This is a genomic window from Variovorax paradoxus (assembly GCF_009498455.1).
Classification (GTDB): Bacteria; Pseudomonadota; Gammaproteobacteria; order Burkholderiales; family Burkholderiaceae_C; genus Variovorax; species Variovorax paradoxus_H.
On the sequence record NZ_CP045644.1, the window covers coordinates 2,832,282 to 2,855,974 of the forward strand.

Annotated in this window: 22 protein-coding genes; 19 read left to right on the plus strand and 3 right to left on the minus strand. The window is 69.7% G+C overall.

What is annotated here, in order from left to right; all coding sequences use genetic code 11:
- Positions 1-5: 5 nt before the first annotated feature.
- Both GFK26_RS12930 and GFK26_RS12935 read right to left on the minus strand, forming a co-directional pair.
- On the minus strand, positions 6-2,729 hold the full coding sequence (locus tag GFK26_RS12930) for a diguanylate cyclase domain-containing protein (protein WP_153282309.1): 2,724 nt from the start codon (positions 2,727-2,729) through the stop codon (positions 6-8).
- A gap of 188 nt (positions 2,730-2,917) precedes the next feature.
- The gene (locus tag GFK26_RS12935) at positions 2,918-3,307 is read right to left on the minus strand and encodes an STN domain-containing protein (RefSeq protein ID WP_153282310.1); all 390 of its coding nucleotides are present in this window, start codon (positions 3,305-3,307) and stop codon (positions 2,918-2,920) included.
- Positions 3,308-3,578: 271 nt separating this feature from the next.
- Between GFK26_RS12935 and GFK26_RS12940 the strand changes: the two genes are divergently transcribed.
- The 12 genes from GFK26_RS12940 (at position 3,579) to GFK26_RS34235 (ending at position 16,820) form a co-directional block, all read left to right on the plus strand.
- Positions 3,579-4,151 (plus strand): RNA polymerase sigma factor, encoded by a 573-nt coding sequence (locus tag GFK26_RS12940; RefSeq protein ID WP_228122001.1) that lies wholly within the window; start codon positions 3,579-3,581, stop codon positions 4,149-4,151.
- Positions 4,148-5,146, plus strand: coding sequence for a FecR family protein (locus tag GFK26_RS12945; protein WP_153282311.1), 999 nt, complete (start codon positions 4,148-4,150; stop codon positions 5,144-5,146). Before GFK26_RS12940 ends, GFK26_RS12945 begins: the two co-directional genes overlap by 4 nt.
- Positions 5,147-5,218: 72 nt before the next feature.
- Complete coding sequence (locus GFK26_RS12950) at positions 5,219-7,714, plus strand: TonB-dependent receptor domain-containing protein (protein ID WP_153282312.1); 2,496 nt, start codon at positions 5,219-5,221, stop codon at positions 7,712-7,714.
- A 1-nt stretch (position 7,715) separates the two neighbouring features.
- On the plus strand, positions 7,716-9,101 hold the full coding sequence (locus tag GFK26_RS12955) for an MFS transporter (RefSeq protein ID WP_153282313.1): 1,386 nt from the start codon (positions 7,716-7,718) through the stop codon (positions 9,099-9,101).
- Positions 9,102-9,153: 52 nt separating this feature from the next.
- Positions 9,154-10,827, plus strand: coding sequence for a serine hydrolase domain-containing protein (locus GFK26_RS12960; protein WP_153282314.1), 1,674 nt, complete (start codon positions 9,154-9,156; stop codon positions 10,825-10,827).
- Positions 10,824-13,190: an alpha/beta fold hydrolase gene (locus GFK26_RS12965; protein WP_153282315.1), complete on the plus strand. Its 2,367-nt coding sequence runs from the start codon at positions 10,824-10,826 to the stop codon at positions 13,188-13,190. The genes GFK26_RS12960 and GFK26_RS12965 overlap by 4 nt, the downstream gene beginning before the upstream one ends.
- Complete coding sequence (locus GFK26_RS12970) at positions 13,187-14,350, plus strand: alanine racemase (protein WP_153282316.1); 1,164 nt, start codon at positions 13,187-13,189, stop codon at positions 14,348-14,350. Before GFK26_RS12965 ends, GFK26_RS12970 begins: the two co-directional genes overlap by 4 nt.
- A gap of 31 nt (positions 14,351-14,381) precedes the next feature.
- Positions 14,382-15,245, plus strand: coding sequence for a MotA/TolQ/ExbB proton channel family protein (locus tag GFK26_RS12975; protein WP_101488901.1), 864 nt, complete (start codon positions 14,382-14,384; stop codon positions 15,243-15,245).
- A gap of 31 nt (positions 15,246-15,276) precedes the next feature.
- A complete protein-coding gene (locus GFK26_RS12980; protein WP_101488902.1) occupies positions 15,277-15,705 on the plus strand; it encodes an ExbD/TolR family protein in 429 nt (142 codons plus the stop codon).
- A gap of 24 nt (positions 15,706-15,729) precedes the next feature.
- Positions 15,730-16,167, plus strand: coding sequence for an ExbD/TolR family protein (locus GFK26_RS12985; protein ID WP_153282317.1), 438 nt, complete (start codon positions 15,730-15,732; stop codon positions 16,165-16,167).
- Positions 16,164-16,451, plus strand: a complete 288-nt coding sequence (locus GFK26_RS34230; RefSeq protein ID WP_228122002.1) for a hypothetical protein — start codon at positions 16,164-16,166, stop codon at positions 16,449-16,451. The genes GFK26_RS12985 and GFK26_RS34230 overlap by 4 nt, the downstream gene beginning before the upstream one ends.
- Positions 16,452-16,580: 129 nt before the next feature.
- A complete protein-coding gene (locus GFK26_RS34235; protein WP_101488903.1) occupies positions 16,581-16,820 on the plus strand; it encodes a hypothetical protein in 240 nt (79 codons plus the stop codon).
- A gap of 28 nt (positions 16,821-16,848) precedes the next feature.
- On the opposite strand, the gene GFK26_RS34565 is transcribed toward GFK26_RS34235, so the two are convergent.
- A complete protein-coding gene (locus GFK26_RS34565; RefSeq protein WP_153282318.1) occupies positions 16,849-17,334 on the minus strand; it encodes a helix-turn-helix transcriptional regulator in 486 nt (161 codons plus the stop codon).
- Positions 17,335-17,477: 143 nt separating this feature from the next.
- Between GFK26_RS34565 and GFK26_RS13000 the strand changes: the two genes are divergently transcribed.
- The 7 genes from GFK26_RS13000 to GFK26_RS13030 all read left to right on the plus strand — a co-directional run bounded on the left by GFK26_RS13000 (position 17,478) and on the right by GFK26_RS13030 (position 23,692).
- Entirely contained in the window at positions 17,478-18,539 is a 1,062-nt protein-coding gene (locus tag GFK26_RS13000; RefSeq protein WP_153282319.1) for a class I SAM-dependent methyltransferase, read from the plus strand.
- A gap of 20 nt (positions 18,540-18,559) precedes the next feature.
- On the plus strand, positions 18,560-18,775 hold the full coding sequence (locus GFK26_RS13005; RefSeq protein ID WP_153282320.1) for a DUF1059 domain-containing protein: 216 nt from the start codon (positions 18,560-18,562) through the stop codon (positions 18,773-18,775).
- A gap of 94 nt (positions 18,776-18,869) precedes the next feature.
- Positions 18,870-21,200 (plus strand): heavy metal translocating P-type ATPase, encoded by a 2,331-nt coding sequence (locus GFK26_RS13010; protein WP_153282321.1) that lies wholly within the window; start codon positions 18,870-18,872, stop codon positions 21,198-21,200.
- A 1-nt stretch (position 21,201) separates the two neighbouring features.
- The gene (ccoS, locus tag GFK26_RS13015; protein ID WP_062481719.1) at positions 21,202-21,339 is read left to right on the plus strand and encodes a cbb3-type cytochrome oxidase assembly protein CcoS; all 138 of its coding nucleotides are present in this window, start codon (positions 21,202-21,204) and stop codon (positions 21,337-21,339) included.
- A gap of 75 nt (positions 21,340-21,414) precedes the next feature.
- A complete protein-coding gene (gene ccoN / locus GFK26_RS13020; protein WP_153282322.1) occupies positions 21,415-22,857 on the plus strand; it encodes a cytochrome-c oxidase, cbb3-type subunit I in 1,443 nt (480 codons plus the stop codon).
- 26 nt (positions 22,858-22,883) lie between these two features.
- A complete protein-coding gene (gene ccoO, locus GFK26_RS13025) occupies positions 22,884-23,528 on the plus strand; it encodes a cytochrome-c oxidase, cbb3-type subunit II (protein WP_153282323.1) in 645 nt (214 codons plus the stop codon).
- A gap of 23 nt (positions 23,529-23,551) precedes the next feature.
- Positions 23,552-23,692, plus strand: a complete 141-nt coding sequence (locus GFK26_RS13030; protein WP_153282324.1) for a cbb3-type cytochrome oxidase subunit 3 — start codon at positions 23,552-23,554, stop codon at positions 23,690-23,692.
- The last annotated feature ends 1 nt before the right edge of the window (position 23,693 follow it).

Here is a 23,693-nt window from a genome sequence, read left to right on the forward strand (position 1 = left end):
CGACGCTAACGGAAAAACGCGAACCGGTTGCGGCCCTGCGACTTCGCATCGTAGAGCGCCGTGTCCGCGCGCGCGAGCAATTCGCCGGCGCCGACGGTGGCATCGACCGTCTCGAGGAACACGACGCCGATGCTGGTCGTGACGTCCAGCCGCCGGCCGTCCACATGGAACACCGGCGCCTCGATGTGCGCGACGATCTTCTGCGCCACGCCCGCCACCGCGTCCTTCGAGCGCACGTTCTCGAGCACGATCACGAACTCGTCGCCCGCCAGGCGCACCACGGTGTCGGTCTCGCGCACGCTGCAGCGCAGGCGCCGGGCGTATTCGGCCAGCACGCCGTCGCCGATGGCGTGGCCGAGCGTGTCGTTGATCGATTTGAAATGGTCGATGTCCAGGAACATCAGCGCCATGCCGCCGTCGGCGCGGCGTGCGCGCGACATCGCCGCGGGCAACTGCTCGTTGAAGGCCAGCCGGTTCGGCAGGCCGGTCAGCACGTCCATGCGCGCCAGCTCGATGAGCTTGCGCTCGGCCTCCTTCAGCGCCGTGACGTTGAAGGCCATGAGATAGAAACCCACCACCTGGCCGTTCAGGTCCTTGTCGGGAATCAGGTTGGCCTGGAAGTGCCCCTCGCGGTCGTGCAGCGGCGCCTGCACCGGATAGTGCGTCGGCTTGCCGGCGAACACCGTCGGCAGGTGGGGCAGGTGTTGCACATACATGGCCTCGCCCAGGGCCGAGCGCATCGTCACGCCGTCCAGGGGCTGGCGTTCGCCCAGGCCGGCCATCTGCCGCGCGCGGCTGTTGCCGTACAGGCAGTTCTCGTCGCGGTCGAAGTAGCCCACCAGCGCCGGGATGTTGTCGGTCACGTCGCGCAGGCGCTTTTCCTGCTGCGTGAGGGCGCGGCGGATGTTCACTTCGTCGGTGATGTCGAAGGTCATCGCGAACACGCCGTGCACCATGCCCTCGGCGTCCTGGTCGGGGATGTAGTGGGCCTTGAAGGTGCGCTCGCCGATGCCCAGCGCCGGGTCGCCGACCTTCTCGATGATCACCGTCTCGCCCGCCAGGGCGCGCTCGATGTGCGGGCGGACCACCGCGAAATCGGCCTCGCCCCGGATGCCCGGCATCCACCGGCCGACCAGCGGATTGCCGTTGTGCAGCGCCCGCACCTTGGCATTGACGAAGGTGTAGTACAGCCCGGAATCGACGTGCGAGACCAGCGCGGGAATGTTGTCGGTAATGGTGCGGATCTGCGCCTCGCTGTGCGCCAGCTCGAGCTCGATGCGCTTGCGCTGGGTGATGTCGAAGGTCATCGCGTAGTAGCCGCGCACCTGCCCCTGCGGGGCGACATCGGGAATGAAGTCGGTCTGGAAGAAGTGCTCTTCCTCGTCGCGGTGCGCGGCGCCGCGCCGCTCGAACGACACGGCTTCGCCCGCCAGCACCCGCTGCAGGTTGCTCTCCAGCGTCGGGTCGTCGTGCAGGCCGCTCATGCTCTGCACGGGCTGGCCCACGAGTTCCTCGACGGTGTAGCCCAGTTCCTCGCACAGCCGCGCGTTCACGAAGGTGTAGCGGCCCTGCGCGTCGGCGTGCGAGATCATGGCCGGCAGGTTGTCGGTGATGTCGCGCAGGAATTTCTCGCTCGTCTGGCGCTGCTGCATGAGCCGGTCGAAGGTGCGCGACAGGTCGCCGATCTCGTCGTCCGGGTAGGTGCGCGCCACGGCCGCGCGGTCGGGGGCCGCGTGGGCGTCGAGCATGTGGCGGTGCAGTTCGGTGACCGGGCGCAGCAGCCGCCGCGCCACGGCCAGCGCCAGCGCACCGGCCAGCAGCGCCAGCACGATGGCGCCGATCCACGCGGTGCGCTCGATGGCGTCGATGCGCGCGAAGGCCTCGTGGCGCGGGTACATCGAGCCGATGATCCAGTCGGCCTGGCGGATGCGCTTGAAGGCGTACAGGCCGGGCACGCCCGCGTGGTTGATGCCTTCGAAGGTGCCTTCGAAGCCCGCCAGCGCACGGCCGAGATCGGGGGCGTCGTCGGCCATCGCCGCGTTGGCCTGCTTGAGCACGCGGTCGGCCAGCGGGTGGTCGATCACGATGCCGTCGGCGGTGGTGATGAACACGTAGCCGGTCTGGCCGAAGCGCACGTCGGCCAGGTCGCCCAGGATGTTGCGGTCCTTCAGGTTGATGGAGCCCGAGATCACGAAGCGCACCCGGCCGTCGCGGTCGCGCACGGGCTCGGTGATGGCCACCTGCGCCAGGCCGCTGAGCCGGTTGCGGTAGGGCTCGGAGATCAGGCCGGTGCCGGTGGACACCGTGTCCTTGAAGTACGTGCGGTCCTTGATGTTCAGCTTGTGCAGCTGGTCGGGGCCGTTCATGTTGGCGACCAGGTCGCCGTCGGTGTCGAGCATGGCGACGTTGTCGAAGGCCGCGCGCAGCGAGGGGTGCTGCGTCAGAAAAGCCTGCAGCGGCGCGTCGCTGGTGAAGCCGTGGGTGGCCACGCTCTCCGCCAGTGTCTTCAGCAGCACGCGCCGGCTGGCGAACTTCTGGTCGACCGCGCTCGCGATGGCCGACAGGCGCGCGAACTCCTCGTTGGCGATCGAGGCCTGCATGCGGTCCTTGACCAGGTGCAGCGCCACCGTGGCGATGAGGAAGGTGGTGGCCAGCACGATGGCCGCGACGCCTGCGCCCAGGCGTGTGTTCAGGCTGATGCGGGATTTCCCGTTCGCGAAAATTTTCATGGGCGTCGTGCAGGCAGCGCAGCGAAGTGGCGGGACCACCGGCCGGCCGTGGGGACACGGCTCACACCATTCGCGAGTTGCGCCTGTAGTGTGTCAGAAAGTGCGCGAAATGCGCGCCAATTCGGTGCACCTCGCAGGGCTGTACAGCGCCGGACTGTCGCGCAGGCGCACGACAGAAGCCAATCGTATTACTCGACGCGCGGCGGCGGCTCCGATCGGGCGGCAGCCGGTGACCGGGCCGGCGCAATGAGCACCATCGCGCCGTCCTGCCCGCGCCGCACGCGCAGGCGCGTGCCGTCGAGCAGGCGGTCCAGCGCCGCGTCGGCGGCGACCTTTCCCTTGATGCCCCGGGTGGAAAGGTCCTTGACGTCTTCCATCTTGTAGATGAGCTGCACGCCCGATTGCGCGATGTAGGCGTCGAGCGCGGGCCGCAGCTCGCCGCTCTTCACGTCGAACTCGCGCGCGTGGGCGAAGGCCAGCCCCGTCGCCAGCAGGCCGGCGGCTGCAGCGGCGAGGGCCAGGCGGGGCGGGTGATGAAGAGGGCAAGGAGGGTGGGGGCTGCCTCGGATTCGAATCATGTCGGTCTGTGTTTCCGCGAATTGGTTTTTCTTCTGCCCCCGGTGAGACGAGTTCGCGGCCACTTTCCGGTAACGGGGCAAGGGGGAAAAGCCCTTGGACCCGGCCTTCTAGAATTTCGGGAGCTGCCCCCGGGCACGGAAATCGGAAGAAATTTCGCCGCCGGACCCCCGCGCGTTACCGGAAATCTTCGGGCCGTTCGTCTCACTGTCTGTCGCCAATCCCGGCGGCCTGCCGTTCTCCTTTCGGCCCTTCAATTTCCAGGAGCGCTTCGTGGTTCTCAGTGACTTGGATGCCTGGTTCGTCAGCGAGGTGCTGCCGATGGAAGCCGCGCTCACGCGTTTCCTTCGCCGCAACTGGCGCGACGACGCCGAAGTGCCCGACCTGCGGCAGGACGTCTACGTGCGCATTTATGAGTCCGCCTCCAGATCCATGCCCGACCAGGTCAAGCCCTTTGTTTTTGCCACCGCGCGCAACCTGCTGATCGACCGCGCCCGGCGCGCGCAGATCGTTTCCATCGAGATCATTGCCGACCTCGACGCGCTCGACTTTTCCGCCGACGAGCTCACGCCCGAACGCCACGCCGCCGGCCGCGGCGAGCTGCGGCTGCTGCAGACCGCGCTCGACGCGCTGCCCTCCAAGTGCCGCCGCGTGATCGAGATGCGCAAGATCGACGGCCTCTCGCAGCGCGAGGTCGCCACGCAGCTGGGCATCACCGAGGACACGGTCGAGCGGCAGGTGTCGCGCGGCGTGCGCGCCCTGGCCGACGCCCTGCTGTCGGGCGGCGTGCAGCTGGACACCAAGGCCTTCGGGCGAGCGCAGAACGAGCGGAGGCTTTCCACATGAGCGACGCCCAGCGCATTGAATCCGTGGCCGCCGACTGGCTGGCCCGCCGCGACAGCGGCGCCTGGACCGACACCGACCAGCAGCAGCTGGACGCCTGGATCGCCGCGTCGATCGCCCACCGCGTGGCCTGGCTTCGGCTGTCCAGCGCGTGGGAGCGCGGCGACCGGCTGGGCGCACTGCGCACACCGGAGATCCCGATCCCCGCGCCGGCGCCTGCGCAACAGCCGCAGGCGTCACATCCGCCCCAGCGCCTGTCGCGCTTCTCGCTGCAACGCATCGCCGCCGGCGTGCTCGTGGCCGCCGCCGGCACCGCCTGGCTCGGCTGGCAGTACACGCAGGAAGAACGCGGCCAGCACTACGCCACGGCCGTGGGCGCGCGCCAGTCGGTCGCGCTGTCCGACGGATCGAAGCTCACGCTGAACACCGCCACGCAGTTGCGCACGGTGGTGAACGACAGCGGGCGCAAGGTGTGGCTCGACGCGGGCGAGGCCTACTTCGACATCGCGCACGACAAGTCACACCCCTTCGTCGTCGTCGCCGGCGACCGCCTCATCACCGTGCTGGGCACGCGCTTTCTCGTGCGGCGCCAGGGCGATCAGGTGAACGTGACGGTGGAAGAGGGGCGCGTGCAGATCGCCGCGGCCCGGCCCGATGCAAAAAGCGCCGAGCCCACCGTGCTCACGCGCAACCAGGCAGCGGTCACGCATGCCGACAACGTGCTCGTGATGTCGAAGGCGCCCAAGCAGGTCGACGACGAGCTGCGCTGGCGCGAAGGCAAGCTCGTGTTCGACCAGACCACGCTGGGCGATGCGGCCGCCCAGTTCAACCGCTACAACCTGCGCAAGCTCGTGATCGCCGACCCGGTCGTCGCGCAGGTGCGCATCGGCGGCAGCTTCGATGCGAACAACATGAGCGGCTTCGTGGTGCTTCTGAAGCAGGGCTTCGGCCTTGCAGCACACGAGGCAGGCAATGAAATAAGAATTTCGAGTCAGTAAATTACCGGAATGTGACGGGGCATTCGTCTCAGTGGGTACCCAAACAAATAACCACGCTGGAGAAGACACCCCATGAATCGCATTGCGCCTCGCACCGGTCTGCCATCCAAGAAGAAGCGAACGTACGGGGCCTTGCGCCCATGGGTCATCGGCGGCGCATGGGCGCTGTCGGGCGCATTGGCCGCGCACGCGCAGACGCAGGCCCCGCCACAAGGTTTCGATGTGAGCGGCGGCGATCTCAAGACCGCACTCGACGCCTACATCGCGCAAGGCGGCGTGCAGCTGCTCTACAAGGTCGACGACGTGAAGGGCGTGGCCACGCGCGGCGTGAAGGGTGCGCTCTCGCCGCAGGACGCGCTGGCGCAGCTGCTCGAAGGCACGCCGCTGCGCACGCGCCGCGGTGACGACGGCGCCATCGTGATCTACACGGCCGCTGCGGCAGCGAAGCCGGTGGCCGACGAAGCACCGCAGTCGCTCGACAGCGTCACCATCACCGCCACGCGCCGCCGCGAGCCGGTGCGCGAGATCCCGATGCAGGTCAACGTGATGAAGGCAGAGGCGCTGCAACGCGCCGGCGCGAAAAACCTGGCCGACTACGTGGCCGAGCAACCGGGCGTGAACCTCACCAGCAGCGGCACCGTGGGCGGCACGCTCACCATGCGCGGGCTGACCATGGGCCCGGTGCAGGGCATCGCGACCGTGGGCGTGTACGTGGACGACGTGGCCACCGGCCTGAGCTCGGCCGGTGCCAACGGCGGCAACACGCCGCTGGACATGGGCATGCTCGACCTGAGCCACATCGAAGTGCTGCGCGGCCCGCAGGGCACGCTGTACGGCGCCGGCGCCATGAGCGGCGTGCTCAAGTACGTGACCAACCAGCCCGACACCATGGAGTTCGCGGGCTCGGTGCGGCTGGGCACCTCGTGGACGCAGGGCGGCGGCCCGGGCTTCACGACCGGCGCCGTGCTCAACGTGCCGCTCAAGGAAGACGTGGCGGCCATCCGCTTCGCCGCCTTCACCGACCAGGTCGGCGGCAGCTACGACGCCACAGGCCTGGCGCGCGGCCGCAACTACGACCGCGGCCACACCGACGGCGGCCGCGTCTCGCTGCTGCTCACGCCCACGCGCGAACTCACGGTGCGCCTCACGGGCACCGTGCAGGACGTGCATCGCAAGGGCCTGGGCTTCGAAGAGATGGACAAGCGCACGCTGCGCCCCTGGAGCCGGGAGCGCACGCGCCAGATGTCGGCCAATGAGTCGTACAGCAACCTCACGCAGCTGTTCGGCCTGGACGTGGAGTACGACTTCGGCTGGGCCCGCCTGAACTCGATCACCTCCGCGCAGGACGTGAAGATCAACACCACCGTCGACGTCACCGGCCTGTATGGGCCGATGCTGAGCGCGCTGCGCTTGCCGGTGGCCTCGGTGCCGCTCAACAGTGCCGTGGAGCAGCACCGCGTCAGCCAGGAGTTCCGCCTGACCTCGCGCTCGGGCACCACCATCGAGTGGCTGGCGGGCCTGTACCTGAACCGCGAGCGCGGCAGCAACAACGGCGGCATAGACGCCAACCTGATCGGGGGGCGCAGCCTCGGCCTGTTGACGTCGACGCAGTCCTCGCGCTACCGCGAAGAGGCGCTCTACGGCGACGTCACATGGAACGTGACGCCCAGGTTCTCGCTCACCGGCGGCCTGCGCCTGGCGCGCAACAACCAGGCGTACACCAGCCGCCAGACCGGCCAGCTGGTCGGTGCGGCCGGCGCCAGTGCCGCCGGCACTTCGTCGGAAAGCCCGACCACCTACCTGGCCGCCGCCAAGTACACGCTGTCGGACACGAGCACCATGTATTTCCGCGCGGCCAGCGGTTATCGCCCCGGCGGTCCCAACGTGCTGAAGCCCGACACCGACCGCCGCGTCGTGCAGCCGTCGTACAACTCCGACTCGCTGTGGAGCTACGAGCTGGGCTACAAGGCCGACCTGCTCGACCGCACGCTGTCGCTGGAAGCGGCGCTGTACGACATCGAATGGAGCGGCGTTCAGCAGCCCACGCGCAACGGTGCCTTCACTTTCATCACCAACGCGGGTGCGGCCCGTATCAAGGGCAGCGAGCTCACGCTCAACTGGAAGCCCAGCAAGGAATGGCGTTTCACCGCCAACGCCGCCGCCATCGATGCGCGCCTGACCGAGGACGCCAAGGGCATCGGCGCCAAGGCCGGCACGCGCCTGCCGCACACGCCGCGCTTTGCCACCACGCTGGGCGTGACGCGCAACTTCAGCCTGGCCGACCACCCGGCCTATGTCGGCATCAGCGCGCGCTACACAGGCAAGCGTGACGCGGGCTACCGCGGCAGCGCGGCCCTGCCGAGCATCACCATGCCGGCCTACACGCTGGTCGACCTGCAGGCGGGCATCGACTTCAAGACCTTCAGCGTCTCGGCCTACGTGCGCAACCTGACGAACAAGCGCGGCATCGTGTCGATCGAAACCGGACTCAACGCGAACCCGAACCTGGTGACTGCGGCGCTCGTGCCGGCGCGCACCATCGGCGTGAACGTCAACGTTCCGTTCTGACATGTCGGGCCTCCCACCGTTCGCGGCACCGATGCCGCTGGATGCGGCCGCCCCTGCGGCCCTGGAAACGACCCGCAAGGCGCCCACCAGCGCCTGGTATGCGCTGGTGGTGCTCATCATCGCGACGGTGCTGGGCTCGATCGACAAGGTCATCCTCACGCTGCTGACGGAGCCGATCCGCCAGACGCTGTCGCTGTCCGACACGCAGCTCGGGCTGCTGCAGGGCGCGGGCATCGTGCTGTTCACCGGCATCGCCACCTTGCCGCTGGGCTGGCTCAGCGACCGCTACGACCGGCGCGTGGTGCTCGCGGCCTGCGTGGTGCTGTGGAGCGCGGCCACCGCCATGCGCGGCACGGCCATGGACTACGGCGTGCTGTTCGTCGCCTCCGTCGGCCTGGGCGTGGGCGAGGCGGGCCTCACGCCCATCACCAACAGCATGATCCCCGACCTGTTCCCGCGCGCGCAGCGGGTGCTGGCGAATGCGGTGTTCGCGCTGTCGGCCATCTTCGGCAGTGCGCTCGGCGCGCTGCTGGGCGGCACCATCGTGCACCTCACCGACGACCTGCGGCCCTGGCTGCCCGTCGCGATGCAGCAGCTCGAAGCCTGGCGCCTGACCTTTTTCGTGCTGGCCTCCGCCGGCATTCCGGTGACGTTGCTCGTGCTGTCGATCCGGCGCACGCCGCGCGAAGGCTCGCAGGCCGCGAAGCCCGGGGCACCGGCCGCCGAAACCTCGGGCGCCACGACGCTGCGCGAGCACCTGCGCTTGCACTGGCGCACCTTCGCGGGCCTGGTGGTCGGTGTGGGCCTCACCAGCGTCGGCCTGAGCTCGCTGGGCACCTGGCTGCCGATCGTCACGGCGCGCACCTACGGCGTCACGCCGGTGCAGATGGGGCAGGGCATGGGCCTCGCATTCCTCTGCGGCACGGTGGCCGGCGGCCTGCTGGGCGTGGGCGCCATGCGCTACGCGCAGCCGCGCATGGGACCGGCCGCGGCGCTGCGCCTGATCATGCTGGGCAACCTCACGGCCGCGCTGCTGTCGACGCTGCTGCTGTTCACGAGCTCGGCCAACCACAACTTCGCGCTGCTGGGACTCCTGGTGGTGCCGCTCATCGGCAGCGCGGTGCTGCTGCCCAACGTGCTGCAGGACGCAGCGCCGCCGCACCTGCGCGCCCGCACCATCGCGATGCTCACGCTGGCCAGCCTGCCCTTCGGCGTGGTGGGGCCGCTGATGGTCGGCATGTTGTCGGACGCCCTCAAGTCCATGCCCAACGGGTTGGCGGTGTCCATCGTCGCGACCACGCTGGTCGGCGGCTGCCTGGGCGCCATGGTGCTGCGCGCCACCGAAGGCCCGTTCGTGCGCCTGATGCGCGAGGCGAAGCCGAACTGAGCCTTCTGCGCCGACATCCGCTCCCCCCAAATTCATCGTTCGTTGTTCCCCCATGTCACAACCCCAAGCTTTAGCCTCTCTTCCTGACACCGCGTCCGCACTGGCCGCCATCGATGCGCTGGTGGCGCCCCTGAACCGCAGCGACGCGCCCGGCCTGGTGCTGGGCATCGCACAGCATGGCCGCCTGCTGTACCGCCGCGCCGTCGGCATGGCCAGCCTGGAGATGGGCGTCGCGCTCACGCCGACCACGCGCATGCGCATCGCCTCCACCAGCAAGCATTTCACGGCCATGGCCGTGCTGCTGCTGGCCGAAGACGGCCTGCTGAGCGTGGAAGACCCGGTGCAGAAATACCTGCCCGAGCTGCCGCAACTGAGCGCCAACGGCCCCACGCTGCGCCACCTGCTCACGCACACCAGCGGCTGGCGCGGCCACGACGAGCTGTGGGCCATTGCGCACGGCCTCACGTTCACCTTGCCCGGCCCGGGCCTGCCGGCCATGGCGCGCCAGAGCGAGCTCAACTTCGAGCCCGGCACGCACATGGTCTACAGCAACGGCGGCTACTTCCTGCTGGCGAAGATCGTCGAGCGCGTGAGCGGCCAGAGCTTCAACGACTTTCTCAAGGCGCGCATCTTCGGCCCGCTGGGCATGGCCGACACCTCGTCGGTGCAGACCGACCTCGACGTGGTACCGCACATGGCCGGCCTGTACATGCCTGCGCCCGGAGGCGGCTGGCGCCGCGGCATGTACCCGTGCGAACTCGACGGCGGCGGCTCGCTGGTGTCGACGGCGGACGACATGCTGCGCTGGCTTGAACACATGCACGGCAGCGAAAAGATCGTGGGCAGCGCGAAGAGCTGGGCCCTGCTGTCGGAGCCCACCACGCTGTCGTCGGGCTCGAAGGTGACCTACGGCTTCGGCCTGGCGCGCCACCCGTACCGCGGCGTCGAGATCGTCCACCACGCGGGCGCCGTGCTCGGTGCGCAGTCGCAGATGATCAGCGTGCCCAGCCACGGGCTGCACATCATCGCCATGGTGAACGGCGCGCCCGTGTCGCCGGCGTCGCTGGCGCTCCGGGTGATCGAGCTGCTGCTGGGCGACGCGCTCGCGCCGCCCGAAGTGCGGCCCCTGGCCAGCGACTTCCCCGCGCTCGTTGGCCAGCGCTACCACGCACCGTCCACGGGCAGCCTGGTGGGCTTCGCGGAGGTCGGCGGCAAGCTGGGCATGTCGTGGCAGGCCAGCGGCGCGCAGCCGCTGCACCAGGGCGAGGGCAAGTTCTGGCTGGGCCTGCAGGACATTCCGGTGAACGACCTCGTGATCGACGCGGGCGACATCGACCCGCAACGCGCACCCGATGCGCTGGTGCTGCACGAAGGCGGCCAGCCGCGCCGCTTCGAGCGCCTGCCCGAGACCGCACCCGATGCCGCGTCGCTGGCCGACCAACTGTGCGGCGACTACACCAGCCCCGACCTCGACGCCACCGCGCAGATGGCGCTGGTCGACGGCAAGTTGCTGCTCACGGTGCAGGGCCGCCACGGCCAGCACGTGTGCGCACTGACGCCGTTGTCGGCCGACGTGATGGTGCTGGCCTCGGCCGATCCGGTGCTGGCGCAGCTGGGCAAATCGATCCTCAACGTGGAGCGCAAGGCCGGCCGTGTCGTGGGACTGCGGCTGGACACCATGCGCACCCGCAACATCCATCTCGCCCGCCAGGAGCCCCGCGCATGAAGTTCTTCACCACCCTGTTCGCCACCGAGACCAACACCTTTGTCTCGGCCCCCACCGGCCTGGGCAGCTACGAGGAATACGGCATCTTCCGCGGCGACGCCAGCACGCGCGATGCGGCCGGCTACGGCATGTACGCGGTCGAGGTGCGCAAGCAACTGGCTGCCGAGGGCCATGAAACGGTCGAGAGCCTGCTGGCCTTTGCGCAGCCGCTCGGTCGCACCGTGCGCAGCGTGTACGAGCGCCTGCGCGACGAAATTCTGGACGACCTGCGCAAGGCCGGCCCGGTCGACGGCGTGATCCTCGTGCTGCACGGCGCGATGGTGGCCGACGGCTATGACGACTGCGAAGGCGACGTGATCTCGCGCGTGCGCGACATCGTCGGCCCCAACGTGCCCATCGGCGTCTCGCTCGACCTGCACTGCCACCTCACGCAGAAGATGCTGGACGCGGCCGACACGATCATTTGCTACAAGGAATATCCGCACACCGACGCGTTCGATCGCCTGCGCGAGCTGATCCGCATCGTGGTCGACACCGCGCAGGGCCGCGTGCGGCCCGTGACGGCCGTGCACGACTGCCGCATGGTCGGCAAGTGGCACACCACGCGCGAACCGATGGCCGGCTTCGTGCGCCGCATGCAGGCCGCCGAACAACTGCCGGGCGTGCTCTCGGTGTCGCTGGGCCATGGCTTCCCGTGGGCCGACGTGCCCGAGTCGGGCGCCAAGATGTGGGTCGTGACCGACAACGACCCGGCGCTGGCCGCCAGGCTCGCCGAAGAACTGGGCCGCGCCTTCTGGGACCTGCGCCACGAAACCGGCGTGCCCTCGCTCTCGATCGAGGAGACGCTCGCCCGCGCCATGGCCGTGCCCGACGGCCCCGTGGTCATTGCCGACACCGCCGACAACGCCGGCGGCGGTGCCACCAGCGACAGCACCTTCATGCTGCGCGCCGTGCTCGATCGCGGCATCGGCGACGTCGCCTTCGGCGGCGTGTGGGACCTGGGCGCGGTGCAGCTGTGCCGCGACGCCGGCGAGGGCGCGAGCTTCGAGCTGCGCCTGGGCGGCAAGTGCGGACCGGCCTCGGGCGACCCGATCGACCTGCACGTGACCGTCAAGCGCGTGGTGGAAGCGCACTCGCAGGGCGGCCTCTCGGGCGTGCGAACGCCCATGGGCCCATGCGTGTGGGTGCAGGCAGCCGACGGCGTGGACATCGTGCTCATCAGCAAGCGCAACCAGGTCATCGGCGCCGACCTGTTCACGGGCCTGGGCATCGACCTGACCGCCAAGAAGCTGGTCATCGTGAAGTCGGCGCAGCACTTCCATGCGGAGTTCGGCCCGCTCGCCAAGTCGGTGCTGTATGTGTCGACGCCGGCCTCGTTGAGCACCGACTTCGCCAACCTGCCGTACCGCGTGCGCGACCTCGACTACTGGCCGCGCGTGGAACAGCCCGGCCGCCCGTACCACATGGCCGCGCCCGGCGAGCTCTACACCATCGACGGCCTGCGCATGCATCTGCAGCGCAGCGGGCCCGTGCCGGCCAGCGTCGCGCAGCCCACGCTCGTGATCGAAGCCGGCGGCGGCTGCGCCTCGCCGACCTACGCGCGGCTGCAGCAGGCGCTCGCGGCGAAGCACCCGGTCGTCAGCTACGACCGCGCCGGCATGGGCTGGAGCGAGGCCGACGACGCGCCCTTCGACGGCGAGCGCAACGCGCACCGCCTGCATGCGCTGCTCGAAGCCGCCGGCGTGACGGGCCCGATCGTGCTCGTCGGCCATTCGCTCGGCGGCCTGCTGAACCGGGTCTACGCGGGCCTGTATCCGCAGCAGGTGGCCGGTGTGGTGATGCTTGACGCCAGCCATCCCAACCAGTTCACGATGTACGACGCGCCGCCCGAAGCGCAGTTCGCCGCCGAGCGCGAGAAGCGCGCGAACTTCCAGGCCGGCGGCCCGCCGCCGCCGGAGCAGGCGCCCATTGAGGCCCTGTTCGCCGACATGCCGCAGGTGCTGCGCCAGATGAAGGCGACCTACACGCCCGAAGCGCTCGACGCCATGCTGGCCGAAGTGCGCGGCCTGCCGCACGTCGCGCGTCAGGCCGCTGCCTCGCCCGACTTCGGTGCGCGTCCGCTCGCCGTGCTGTGGGCGAAGCAGCAGCCGCTGCCGGCCGACGCCGACCCGGCGATCGCCGCGGTGCAGGCGCGCTGGCCCGCGTTCCAGGAGGCGCATGCGGCGCTGTCGACGCAACGTCGGCTGGCCTGCATCGAAGGCGCCGCGCACATGACGCTGGTGCTGCTGCCGCCGCTGGTGCAGCGCGTGGCCGAGGAAATCGACGGCGTGATGGCGCAGGTCGCATCCGGAACCGGCCGATGACGCCGCTGGCCGAACTCACCACGCCCGCGCTGCTGCTCGACGTCGGGGTGCTCGAACGCAACTGCGAGGCGATGGCGCAGCGCGCGGCGCGCCACGGCGTGGCGCTGCGCCCGCACCTGAAGACCGCCAAGTCGGTGGAAGTGGCGCGCCGCGCCACACGCGGGCAGGCCGGCGGCCTCACGGTGTCGACCGTGGCCGAGGTCGCTTACTTCGCGCGCCAGGGCTTCACCGACCTGACCTACGCCGTCGGCATCGACGCGAACAAGATCGAGGCGCTGCACGACATCCAGCGCGCGCACGGTGCGCGCGTGACGCTGCTGGCCGATTCCATCGAGGCCGTGCAGGCCGCCGGTGCGCGCGCGCGAACGCTGGGCGCGAGCTTCCGCGTGCTGCTCGAGATCGACACGGGTGGCGGTCGCGGCGGCGTCGGCCCGCACGACGACGAGCTGCTCTCGCTGGCGCGCGAAGTGCAGCGCAGCGAATCGCTGCTGCTCGCCGGCGTGCTCACGCATGCGGGCCACAGCTACCACGTGCAGGGCGGCACGGCGATCCGCGCCATCGCCGAAGCCGAGCGCGCCGGCGCCGTGCATGCGGCCGAGCGGCTGCGCGCGGCCGGCATGCCGGTCGAGGTGGTGAGCGTGGGCTCCACGCCCACGGCCGTGTGCGCGCAGACGCTCGAAGGCGTCACCGAGATGCGCCCCGGTGTCTACACCTTCTGCGACCTCGACCAGGTGGCGCGCGGCATCTGCGGCGTGGAAGACATCGCGCTGTCGGTGCTGGCCACCGTGATCGGCCACAACCCGCGCTCGCGCCGCGTGCTCATCGACGCGGGCGCGCTCGCGCTGTCGAAAGACCAGTCGGCGGCCGAGTTCCGCAGCGGCCTGGGCTTCGGGCTGGTGTGCCAGGTCGACGGCACCGTGCCGCTGCCCGGCCTGTGCGTGGCCGAGCTGCACCAGGAGCACGGCCTCATCGCCTGCGCGGGTGATGAAGAAGCAGAAGCCATGTTCCGCGCGCTGCCCGTCGGTGCCCGCGTGCGCGTGCTGCCGCACCACGCCTGCATGACGGCCGCGCCCTACGACCGCTACCACGTGGTCGAAGGCACGGGCAGCGGCGTGCAGGCGGTCTGGGACAAGGCGCGCGGCTGGTACGCCGGCGCCTGAAGCGAATCCATTTTTTTCGGAGAAGACAACGATGACGAAGACATTCCTTGCACGGCTCGCAGCCGTCGCCGCGCCTTTCGTTCTGGCCTTCGGCCTGGGCAGCGCGCCGCAACTGGCGGGCGCCCAGACGCCGGCCGCACCGCAGGCCGCAGCGAGTGCTGCCGCCGCGCCGGCGCCCGTGGCGGTGCCCGAGAAGCCCGCCGCACCCGCTGCCGCACATGCCGCCACGGCCAAGGTCGACAACCCCTACGGCGTCGGCGCACTCTGGTCGCAGAGCGATGCCGTCGCCAAGGCCGTGCTCGCCATCCTGGCGATCATGTCGATGGGCAGCTGGTACGTGATCGTCACCAAGCTGCTCGAGCAGATGCGCATGGGCCGCCAGGCGCGCGCGGTCGACAACGAGTTCTGGAACGCGGGCACCGTGCAGGCCGGCACCTCGCGGCTGGCCGAGGGCAGCCCGTTCCGCTTCATTGCCGACGCCGGCATGCAGGCCACGCAGAAGCACGACGGCCTGCGCGGCAAGGTCGACTTTGCCGACTTCGTCGATCTGTGCATCCACCGCGCCACCGAGCGCGTGCAGCGACGCCTGAGCAACGGCATGTCGCTGCTGGCCACCGTGGGTTCGACGGCGCCGTTCGTCGGCCTGTTCGGCACGGTCTGGGGCATCTACCACGCGCTCACCGCCATCGGCGTGGCGGGGCAGGCATCGATCGACAAGGTGGCGGGCCCGGTGGGCGAGGCGCTCATCATGACCGCCATCGGCCTGGCCGTGGCCGTGCCTGCGGTGCTGGGTTACAACTGGCTCCTGCGCCGCAACATCACCGTGATGGACGACGTGCGCGAGTTCAGCGGCGAGCTGCACTCCGTGATCCTGGCCGGCAGCGCCGCGGCCTGACGCCCGCGCGCACACGCAAGCGGACGGCGCCATGGCGATGAACATCCCGGCTTCCGGGGGAGACGAGGAACAGGCCATTGCGGCCATCAACACCACGCCGCTGGTCGACGTGATGCTGGTGCTGCTGATCATCTTCCTCATCACCATTCCGGTGGTCAATTACTCGGTGCCCGTCGCGGTGCCGAAAGAGCGCAACGAGGTGCGCGAGAGCAAGCCCGAGACCGTCGTGATCTCGGTGGACGCCAGCGGCCGCACCTACTGGTACGACACGCCGGTGCAGGGCACGCCCGCGCTGGTCGCGCGGCTCACCAAGGTGGCGGCCCTGAACCCGCAGCCCGAGGTGCACATCCGCGGCGACTGGCATTCCGACTACGAGCCGGTGGGCCGGATCATCTACGCCTGCCAGGCGGCCGGGATCGCCAAGGTGGGCTTCATCACCGAGCCGCCCGCGCGCAACTGAGACGAGCAGACAGCGAGACACGCCATGCCAAGAAAAGAAAAGCAGGGGCGGCGCAGCAGCGCGCCCTCCGATGAGCCCTTGATGGACATCAACACCACGCCGCTCATCGACGTGATGCTGGTGCTGCTGATCATGCTGATCATCACCATCCCGATCCAGCTGCATTCGGTGAACCTGAACATGCCCACGGGCAACCCGCCGCCCAGCGACCTCAAGCCCGAGGTGCTGCGCATCGACATCGATGCGCTCAGCGTCGTGCAATGGAACGGCGAGCCGCTGACCGACCGCAGTGAGATGGAACGGCGCTTCGAGCAGGTCGCCGCGCAGGCCGTGCAGCCCGAGGTGCACCTGCGACCCGACCGCCGCGCCAAGTACGAAGTGGTGGCGGGCGTGATGGCCTCGGCGCAGCGCACGGGCGTGAGCAAGCTGGGCATCGTCGGCGCGGAGCAGTTCGTCCCATGAAGCGCTCTCGCAAGGATTTCAATCCCAAGTCCCGCTTCGGGCCCGTGGGCATCGCCGTGATGGTGCTGTTCCACGTCGGCGTGGGCTATGCGCTCGTGTCGGGGCTCGCGCGACAGACGGTCGAGCTGATCAAGAAGCCGATGGAGGCAACCATCATCAGCGAGATCAAGCCGCCACCGCCGCCCCTCCACCGCCGCCTCCGCCGCCGAAGAAGATCGTGCGGCAGGAAACGCCCAAGCCGCCGCCACCGCCGCGCCCGGCCTACGTGCCGCCACCGGCCGTGACGCCGCCCGTCACCTCGGCGCCCGCGATCACCGCCGTACAGAACACCGAGCCCGTGCCACCGCCCCGGCCGCACCACCGGCGCCCCCGCGCCGCCGGCCCCGCCGAAGGCGACCACCACCGACATCGCGGTGGCCTGCCCGCGGCAGGTCAAGCCCGAGATGCCGCGCAAGGCGATGGACGAAGGCATTGGCGGCGTGGTCAAGGCCGAGGTGCGCATCAAGGGCGGCCACGTGCAGGAGGTGCGCTTCCTGTCGGGGCCGCGCGTGTACCACTCGGCCGTGCGCGCCGCGGTGATGCGCTACGAGTGCCAGACCACGGGCGATGCCGAGGTGCTGGCGACGCAGGAGTTCGTCTTCCGCATCGAATAGCGCGCAGGAGCCGGCCTTGCTTGCCTCTTCATGAAGGTGAAGGCCGGCCCCTGCCGAGCGCGCGCATCACGGCGGCCGTGCGCGTCTCCACGCCCAGCTTCACGTAGACGTGCTCCAGGTGCTTGTGCACGGTGCGCGGGCTGATGGTGAGCAGGGCGGCGATTTCGGCGTCGGTCTTGCCTTGCGAGAGCCAGTGCATCACATCGCCCTCGCGCGGCGTGAGGCCGGCGGGCAGGGCATCGGGCAACGTGTCGAGCAATGGCGCCTGGGCGCGGCAGGCCAGCCGGTACAGGAAGGCCACCGCCATCGCATGCTCCAGCCCCACGCGCCGGCAGTAGTCGGCCTGCAGGGCGGCGCGGCGGAATTCGCGCCGGCCCGGCGCCTTGGCGACGCGGCGGGGGGTGCGCAATCGGTGCGCGTCGGTGCCGCGATGCCGCATGGGCGAATCCCCGGACTCCAGCTTGTCCAGCAGGCGAAGTGCGTTCGCCCAATCGTTGCGCGACAGGTGCGTCATGGCATGCCTTTCGCGGTGCATACGCATTGCTGCGTATGGCGCCCGCACGCATCGAGAGACAGGATGCGCGCAGGCCCTTTGCCGCGAATTCAGTATAGGCACGCAAGGGCCGCGCAAGTCGCCTGCCGACGAAGGGGATACACATGGCCATCGACGAAACACGGCTTAACGCCTTCATGGGTAACTTCGTCCATGACCTCGGGGCCGTGATGCACGCGGCCACCGTCGTCGTCGGCGACCAGCTGGGCCTGTACAAGGCGCTGGCCGAAGGGCCCTGTACCGTGGAGGCGCTGGCCCGCCGCACCGAGACCGACCCGCGCTACCTGCGCGAATGGCTCTCGGCCCAGGCCGCCAGCGGCTACGTCGAGTACGACCCCAAAGGCGAGCTGTTCTCGATGACCGAAGAACAGGCCTTTGCGCTGGCCGAGGAAGGCAGCCCGGCCTTCGTGCCCGGCGCCTTCCAGATCGCCGTGGCGCAGTTCAAGGTCATTCCCAAGATGGTCCAGGCCATGCGCACGGGCCTGGGCATCGGCTGGCACGAGCACGACGCGGCCCTGTTCCATGGCACCGAACGCTTCTTCCGGCCCGGCTACGCGGCCAACCTGGTGAGCCAGTGGATTCCGGCGCTCGAAGGCATCGATCCGCTGCTGAAAAGCGGCGCGCGCGTGGCCGACGTGGGCTGCGGGCACGGGGCCTCGACGCTGCTGATGGCGCAGGCCTACCCCGAGTCCAGCTTCGTGGGCTTCGACTACCACGCGCCGTCGATCGAACGCGCGCGCGAAACCGCACGCAAGGCCGGCGTCGACGATGAAAAGCGCCTGCGCTTCGAGGTCGCGAGCGCCAAGGATTTCCCCGGTGAAGGCTACGACCTGGTCGCGGTCTTCGACTGCCTGCACGACATGGGCGACCCCGTCGGTGCGGCGGCGCACGTGCGGCAAGCCCTCAAGCCGCAGGGCACGTGGATGATCGTCGAGCCCTTTGCCAACGACCGGCTGGAAGACAACATCAACCCGGTCGGGCGCGTGTTCTATTCGGCCTCGAGCTTCATCTGCACACCAGCCTCGCGCTCGCAGGAAGTGGGCCTGTGCCTGGGGGCGCAGGCCGGCGAAGCGCGGCTGCGCGACGTCGTCTCGCAGGGCGGCTTCTCGCACTTCCGCCGCGCCAGCGAAACGCCCTTCAACCTGATCTTCGAAGCACGTCCATAAGGACACATGAAGGAGCCGCCATGTCACGCCAATACATCGACTGCCGCGAGTATCCGAGCACGATGAACTGCAGTGTCTCGCTCTGCGCCGACTCCGAAGGCGAACTGCTCGATGCCGCCGTCCAGCATGCCGTGGCCGTGCACGGCCACACCGATTCGCCCGAACTGCGCCAGCAGCTGGCGAGCATGTTCAAGGCCGGCACGCCGCCGGTGGAGCTCGCGAAGACGCCAGCCTGACGGACTGACTGAAGGTCCTGCGCGGCCCCGGCCGCTGCAACGAACCTTGATGCAGATCAAAGGCTTGCATCGGCCGGGCCCTTAGCCTGCCCCGATGCAAGCTTCCGCCGCGCTCGCGCCGTTTCCGTCCCTGCCATCGTCCGCTGGCGGCGATGCCCGCGCGGACGCCTGGCAGTTGCTCGACGACCCCGCCGAGTGGGCCGCGTTCGGCCGCCAAGTGGATGCCGCCACGGGTCGCTGGGAATCGCATGTGGCGGTCGAGGGCATGCATTGCGCGGGCTGCGCTTTCACCGTCGAGGCCGCTCTGGCGCAGGTGCCCGGCGTGCTCGAGGTGCAGGTGAATGCCGCGAGCCGGCGCGCGCGCGTCGTGTGGTCGGCTGCGGCCACGCGGCCTTCGCGCTGGTTCGAGGCCAGCGCGCGCGTGGGCTACCCCTTGCTGCCGGCCGGCAGCCGCAGCGCGCGCGAAACGCGCACGCGCGAACTGCGCATGGCGCTGTGGCGCTGGCTGGTCGCGGGCTTCTGCATGATGCAGGTGATGATGTACGCCTACCCGGCCTACGTCGCGCGCCCCGGCGACATGACGGCCGATGCGGCGCAGCTGCTGCGCTGGGCCTCGTGGGTGCTCAGCCTGCCCGTGGTGCTGTTCTCGTGCGGGCCGTTCTTTCGCAGCGCCTGGCGCGACCTGCGCACCGGGCGCATCGGCATGGACCTTCCCGTGACCTTCGGCGTGGTCATCACCTTCGTGGTGAGCACCGCCGCCACCTTCGACCCCACGGGGCCGCTGGGGCACGAGGTCTACTTCGATTCGCTGACGATGTTCGTCTTCTTCCTGCTTACCGGTCGCTGGCTCGAGGCGCGGCTGCGCGACCGCACGGCCGGCGCGCTCGAGGCGCTGATGCACCGGCTGCCCGACGGCGTCGAACGGCTCGGGGCCGACGGCGGATGGACCCGCGTGGCGGTGCGCCGGCTCGCGGCGGGCGACGTGGTGCGCGTGCGCCCCGGCGAGGCCTTTCCGGCCGACGGCACGGTGATCGACGGCGACACCACCGCGGACGAGGCGCTGCTCACCGGCGAGTCGCGGCCCGTGCCGCGCCCCTGCGGCGACCGCGTGCTCGCGGGCAGCCACAACCTCTCGGCCGTGGTGCAGGTGCGCATCGCCTCGGTGGGCGAGGGCACGCGCTTCGCTCAGATCGTGCGGCTCATGGAAAACGCCGCGCTCGACAAGCCGCGCCTGGCCCGGCTGGCCGACCGCATCGCACGCCCCTTTCTCATCGCCGTGCTGGCCTGTGCCTTCGGCGCGGGCGCGCTGTGGTGGTCGGTCGATCCCGGCAAGGCGCTGATGGTCGCGGTGGCGGTGCTGATCGTCACCTGCCCCTGCGCGTTGTCGCTCGCCACGCCGGCCGCGATGCTCGCGAGCGCGGGCGCCCTGGCGCGCGGCGGCGTGCTCACGTCGAACCTGCAGGCGCTGGAAGCGCTGGCCGGCGTCGACACCGTGGTGTTCGACAAGACCGGCACGCTCACGGGCGACACGCCGCGCCTGGAACGCGTGTACTGCCGCCAGGGCCTGCGCCCCGGCGATGCGCTTGAGATCGGCGCGGCGCTCGCGGCGCTGTCGCTGCACCCGGCCGCGCGTGCGCTCGTGAACGCCTGGCAGGCGCAGTTCCGCGCGCCGCCGGCCTGGTCGGCGACGCAGCTGCGCGAGACGGTGGGGCAGGGCGTCGCCGCGTCGCTGCACCGGCGCGATGCTGTGGACGACCGCGACGCGCGCCCCGTGCGCCTGGGCTCGGCGTCGTTCTGCGAGGTGCAGCCGCTCGACGTGGATGCGGCGCAGATCCACCTGAGCGACAACGAAGGCTGGATCGCCAGCTTCGTGCTCGCAGAAGAGCTGCGTCCCGATGCGACGCAAGCCGTCGCGGCGCTGCAGGCGCAGGGCTTGTCGGTGCGCCTGCTGTCCGGCGACCGCGACAACGCGGCGCGCGCCATCGGCGCGCAGGCCGGCATCGCGGCGGTGCAGGGCGATTGCGCGCCCGAAGACAAGCTCGAGGTGCTCTGGCAGCTGCAGGCGGCCGGGCGCGAGGTGGCGATGGTCGGCGACGGTTTGAACGACGGCCCGAGCCTGGCGCGCGCCAATGCGTCGTTCGCCTTCGGCCACGCCGTGCCGCTGTCGCGCGCACGTTCGGACTTCGTGGTGCTCGGCGATGCGCTGCAGGCCATTCCCGCGGCCGTGGCGCAGGCGCGCCGCACGCTGCGCGTGGTGCGCCAGAACCTGTTCTGGGCCGCGGCCTACAACGCCGTGTGCGTGCCGCTGGCCGTGGTCGGCTGGCTGCCGCCGTGGCTCGCGGGGCTGGGCATGGCGGCGAGTTCGCTGCTCGTGGTGCTCAACGCGGCGCGGCTCGCAGCGCCCGGCAAGGCGGCGGGGGCCTGAGATGGACGTGCTGTTCCTCCTCGTGCCGCTGTCGGTGGTGCTCGTGCTCGCGATTCTGGGCGGGCTCTGGTGGGCCATCGAGCGTGGCCAGTTCGAGGACATCGAGGTCGAAGGCGACCGCATTTTGAACAACGACTGACACCTTGATCTGCATCAAGCCTGGGCAGCAATAGCCAAAGGACACTGCCCGCCAACCACATCAACGGGCACCACGATGCAGCAGACCACGCACCCTCCAGCGGCCATCTACGACGACACCGTCGTGCGGCAGTTCGCACTCATGTCGGTGGTCTGGGGGGTGGTCGGCATGCTGGTCGGCGTGATCATCGCCTCGCAGCTGACCTGGCCCGACCTCAACCTCGGCATTCCCTGGCTCAGCTACGGTCGCCTGCGTCCGCTGCACACCAACGCGGTGATCTTCGCGTTCGGCGGCTGCGCGCTCATGGCCACGAGCTTCCACGTGGTGCAGCGCACCTGCCAGGTCCGTTTGTTCGCACCGGCACTGGCCTCGTTTGTGTTCTGGGGCTGGCAGCTGGTGATCGTTGCCGCCGCCGTCAGCCTGCCGCTGGGCTACACCAGCGGCAAGGAATACGCCGAGCTCGAGTGGCCCATCGACATCCTGATCGCCGTGGTCTGGGTGGCCTACGCCATCGTGTTCTTCGGCACCATCGGCCTGCGCAAGGTGCGCCACATCTACGTGGCCAACTGGTTCTACGGCGCCTTCATCATCGCGGTGGCGCTGCTGCACATCGTCAACAGCGCGGCCATTCCGGCCGGCTGGATGAAGAGCTACTCGGCCTACGCCGGCGTGCAGGACGCGATGGTGCAGTGGTGGTACGGCCACAACGCCGTGGGCTTCTTCCTCACGGCCGGCTTCCTCGGAATGATGTACTACTACATCCCCAAGCAGGCGGGGCGCCCGGTGTACTCCTACCGGCTGTCGATCGTGCACTTCTGGGCGCTGATCTTCACCTACATGTGGGCCGGCCCGCACCACCTGCACTACACCGCGCTGCCCGACTGGACGCAGTCGCTGGGCATGGTGTTCTCGCTCATCCTGCTGGCGCCCAGCTGGGGCGGCATGATCAACGGCGTGATGACGCTGTCGGGCGCCTGGCACAAGCTGCGCACCGACCCGATCCTGCGCTTTTTGATCGTCGCGCTGTCGTTCTACGGCATGTCGACCTTCGAAGGCCCGCTGATGTCGATCAAGACCGTCAACGCGCTGAGCCACTACACCGACTGGACCGTGGGCCACGTGCATTCCGGCGCGCTGGGCTGGGTGGGCTTCATCACCATGGGCTCGCTGTACTACCTGATCCCGCGCATGTACGGCCGCGTGGCCATGTACAGCGTGAAGGCCATCGATGTGCACTTCTGGATGGCCACCATCGGCATCGTGCTGTACATCGCCGCGATGTGGATCGCCGGCGTGATGCAGGGCCTCATGTGGCGCGAGATCAACACCGACGGCACGCTGACCTACACCTTCGTCGAAAGCGTGAAGGCCACCTTCCCCTACTACCTGGTGCGCGTGATCGGCGGCGTGCTGTACCTGGGCGGCATGCTGGTCATGGCCTGGAACGTCTGGATGACCGTGATCAGCGGCCGCTCGGTGCGCGCCGAGATCCCGGCCGTTGCCGCCGCCCACGCCTGAAGCCCCGAAGCCTTTGAGGACGCACGATGAACGCACCTGACACCAAGACCCCCGCGCCCGCCGCCACCGGCTTCACGCACGAGAAGGTCGAGACCAACAACCTGCTGATGATCGTGCTGATCCTGCTGGTGGTGGCCATCGGCGGCCTCGTGGAGATCGTGCCGCTGTTCTTCCAGAAGTCGACCACCGAGGCGGTGCAGGGCGTGAAGCCGCTCACGCCGCTGCAGCTCGCGGGGCGCGACGTGTACCTGCGCGAGGGCTGCTACAACTGCCACTCGCAGATGATCCGTCCGTTCCGCTCGGAGACGCTGCGCTACGGCCACTACTCGGTGGCCGGCGAGTTCGTGTACGACCACCCCTTTCAGTGGGGCAGCAAGCGCACCGGCCCCGACCTGCACCGCGTGGGCGGGCGCTACAGCGACGAGTGGCACCGCATCCACCTGAACAACCCGCGCGACCTCGTGCCCGAGTCGAACATGCCGGCCTACCCGTGGCTGGAGAAGGGGCTGGTCGACGGCGGCAGCATCGCCACCCACATGCGCGCGCTGCGCAAGGTCGGCGTGCCCTACACCGACGAAGAGATCGCCAAGGCCGCCGACGAGGTGGCCGGCAAGACCGACATGGACGCCACCGTGGCCTACCTGCAATCGCTGGGCCTGGCGCTCAAGTAAGAAGAAAGAACAGGCAACGCCCCATGACCGACATCACCACCCTGCGCATCGCCGCGACCATCGCCTGCTTCGTTGTCTTCATCGGCATCGTGGCCTGGGCTTCTTCGCGCCGCAACACGGAGCGCTTCGCCGAAGCGGCACGCCTGCCCTTCGAGCAAGACTGAC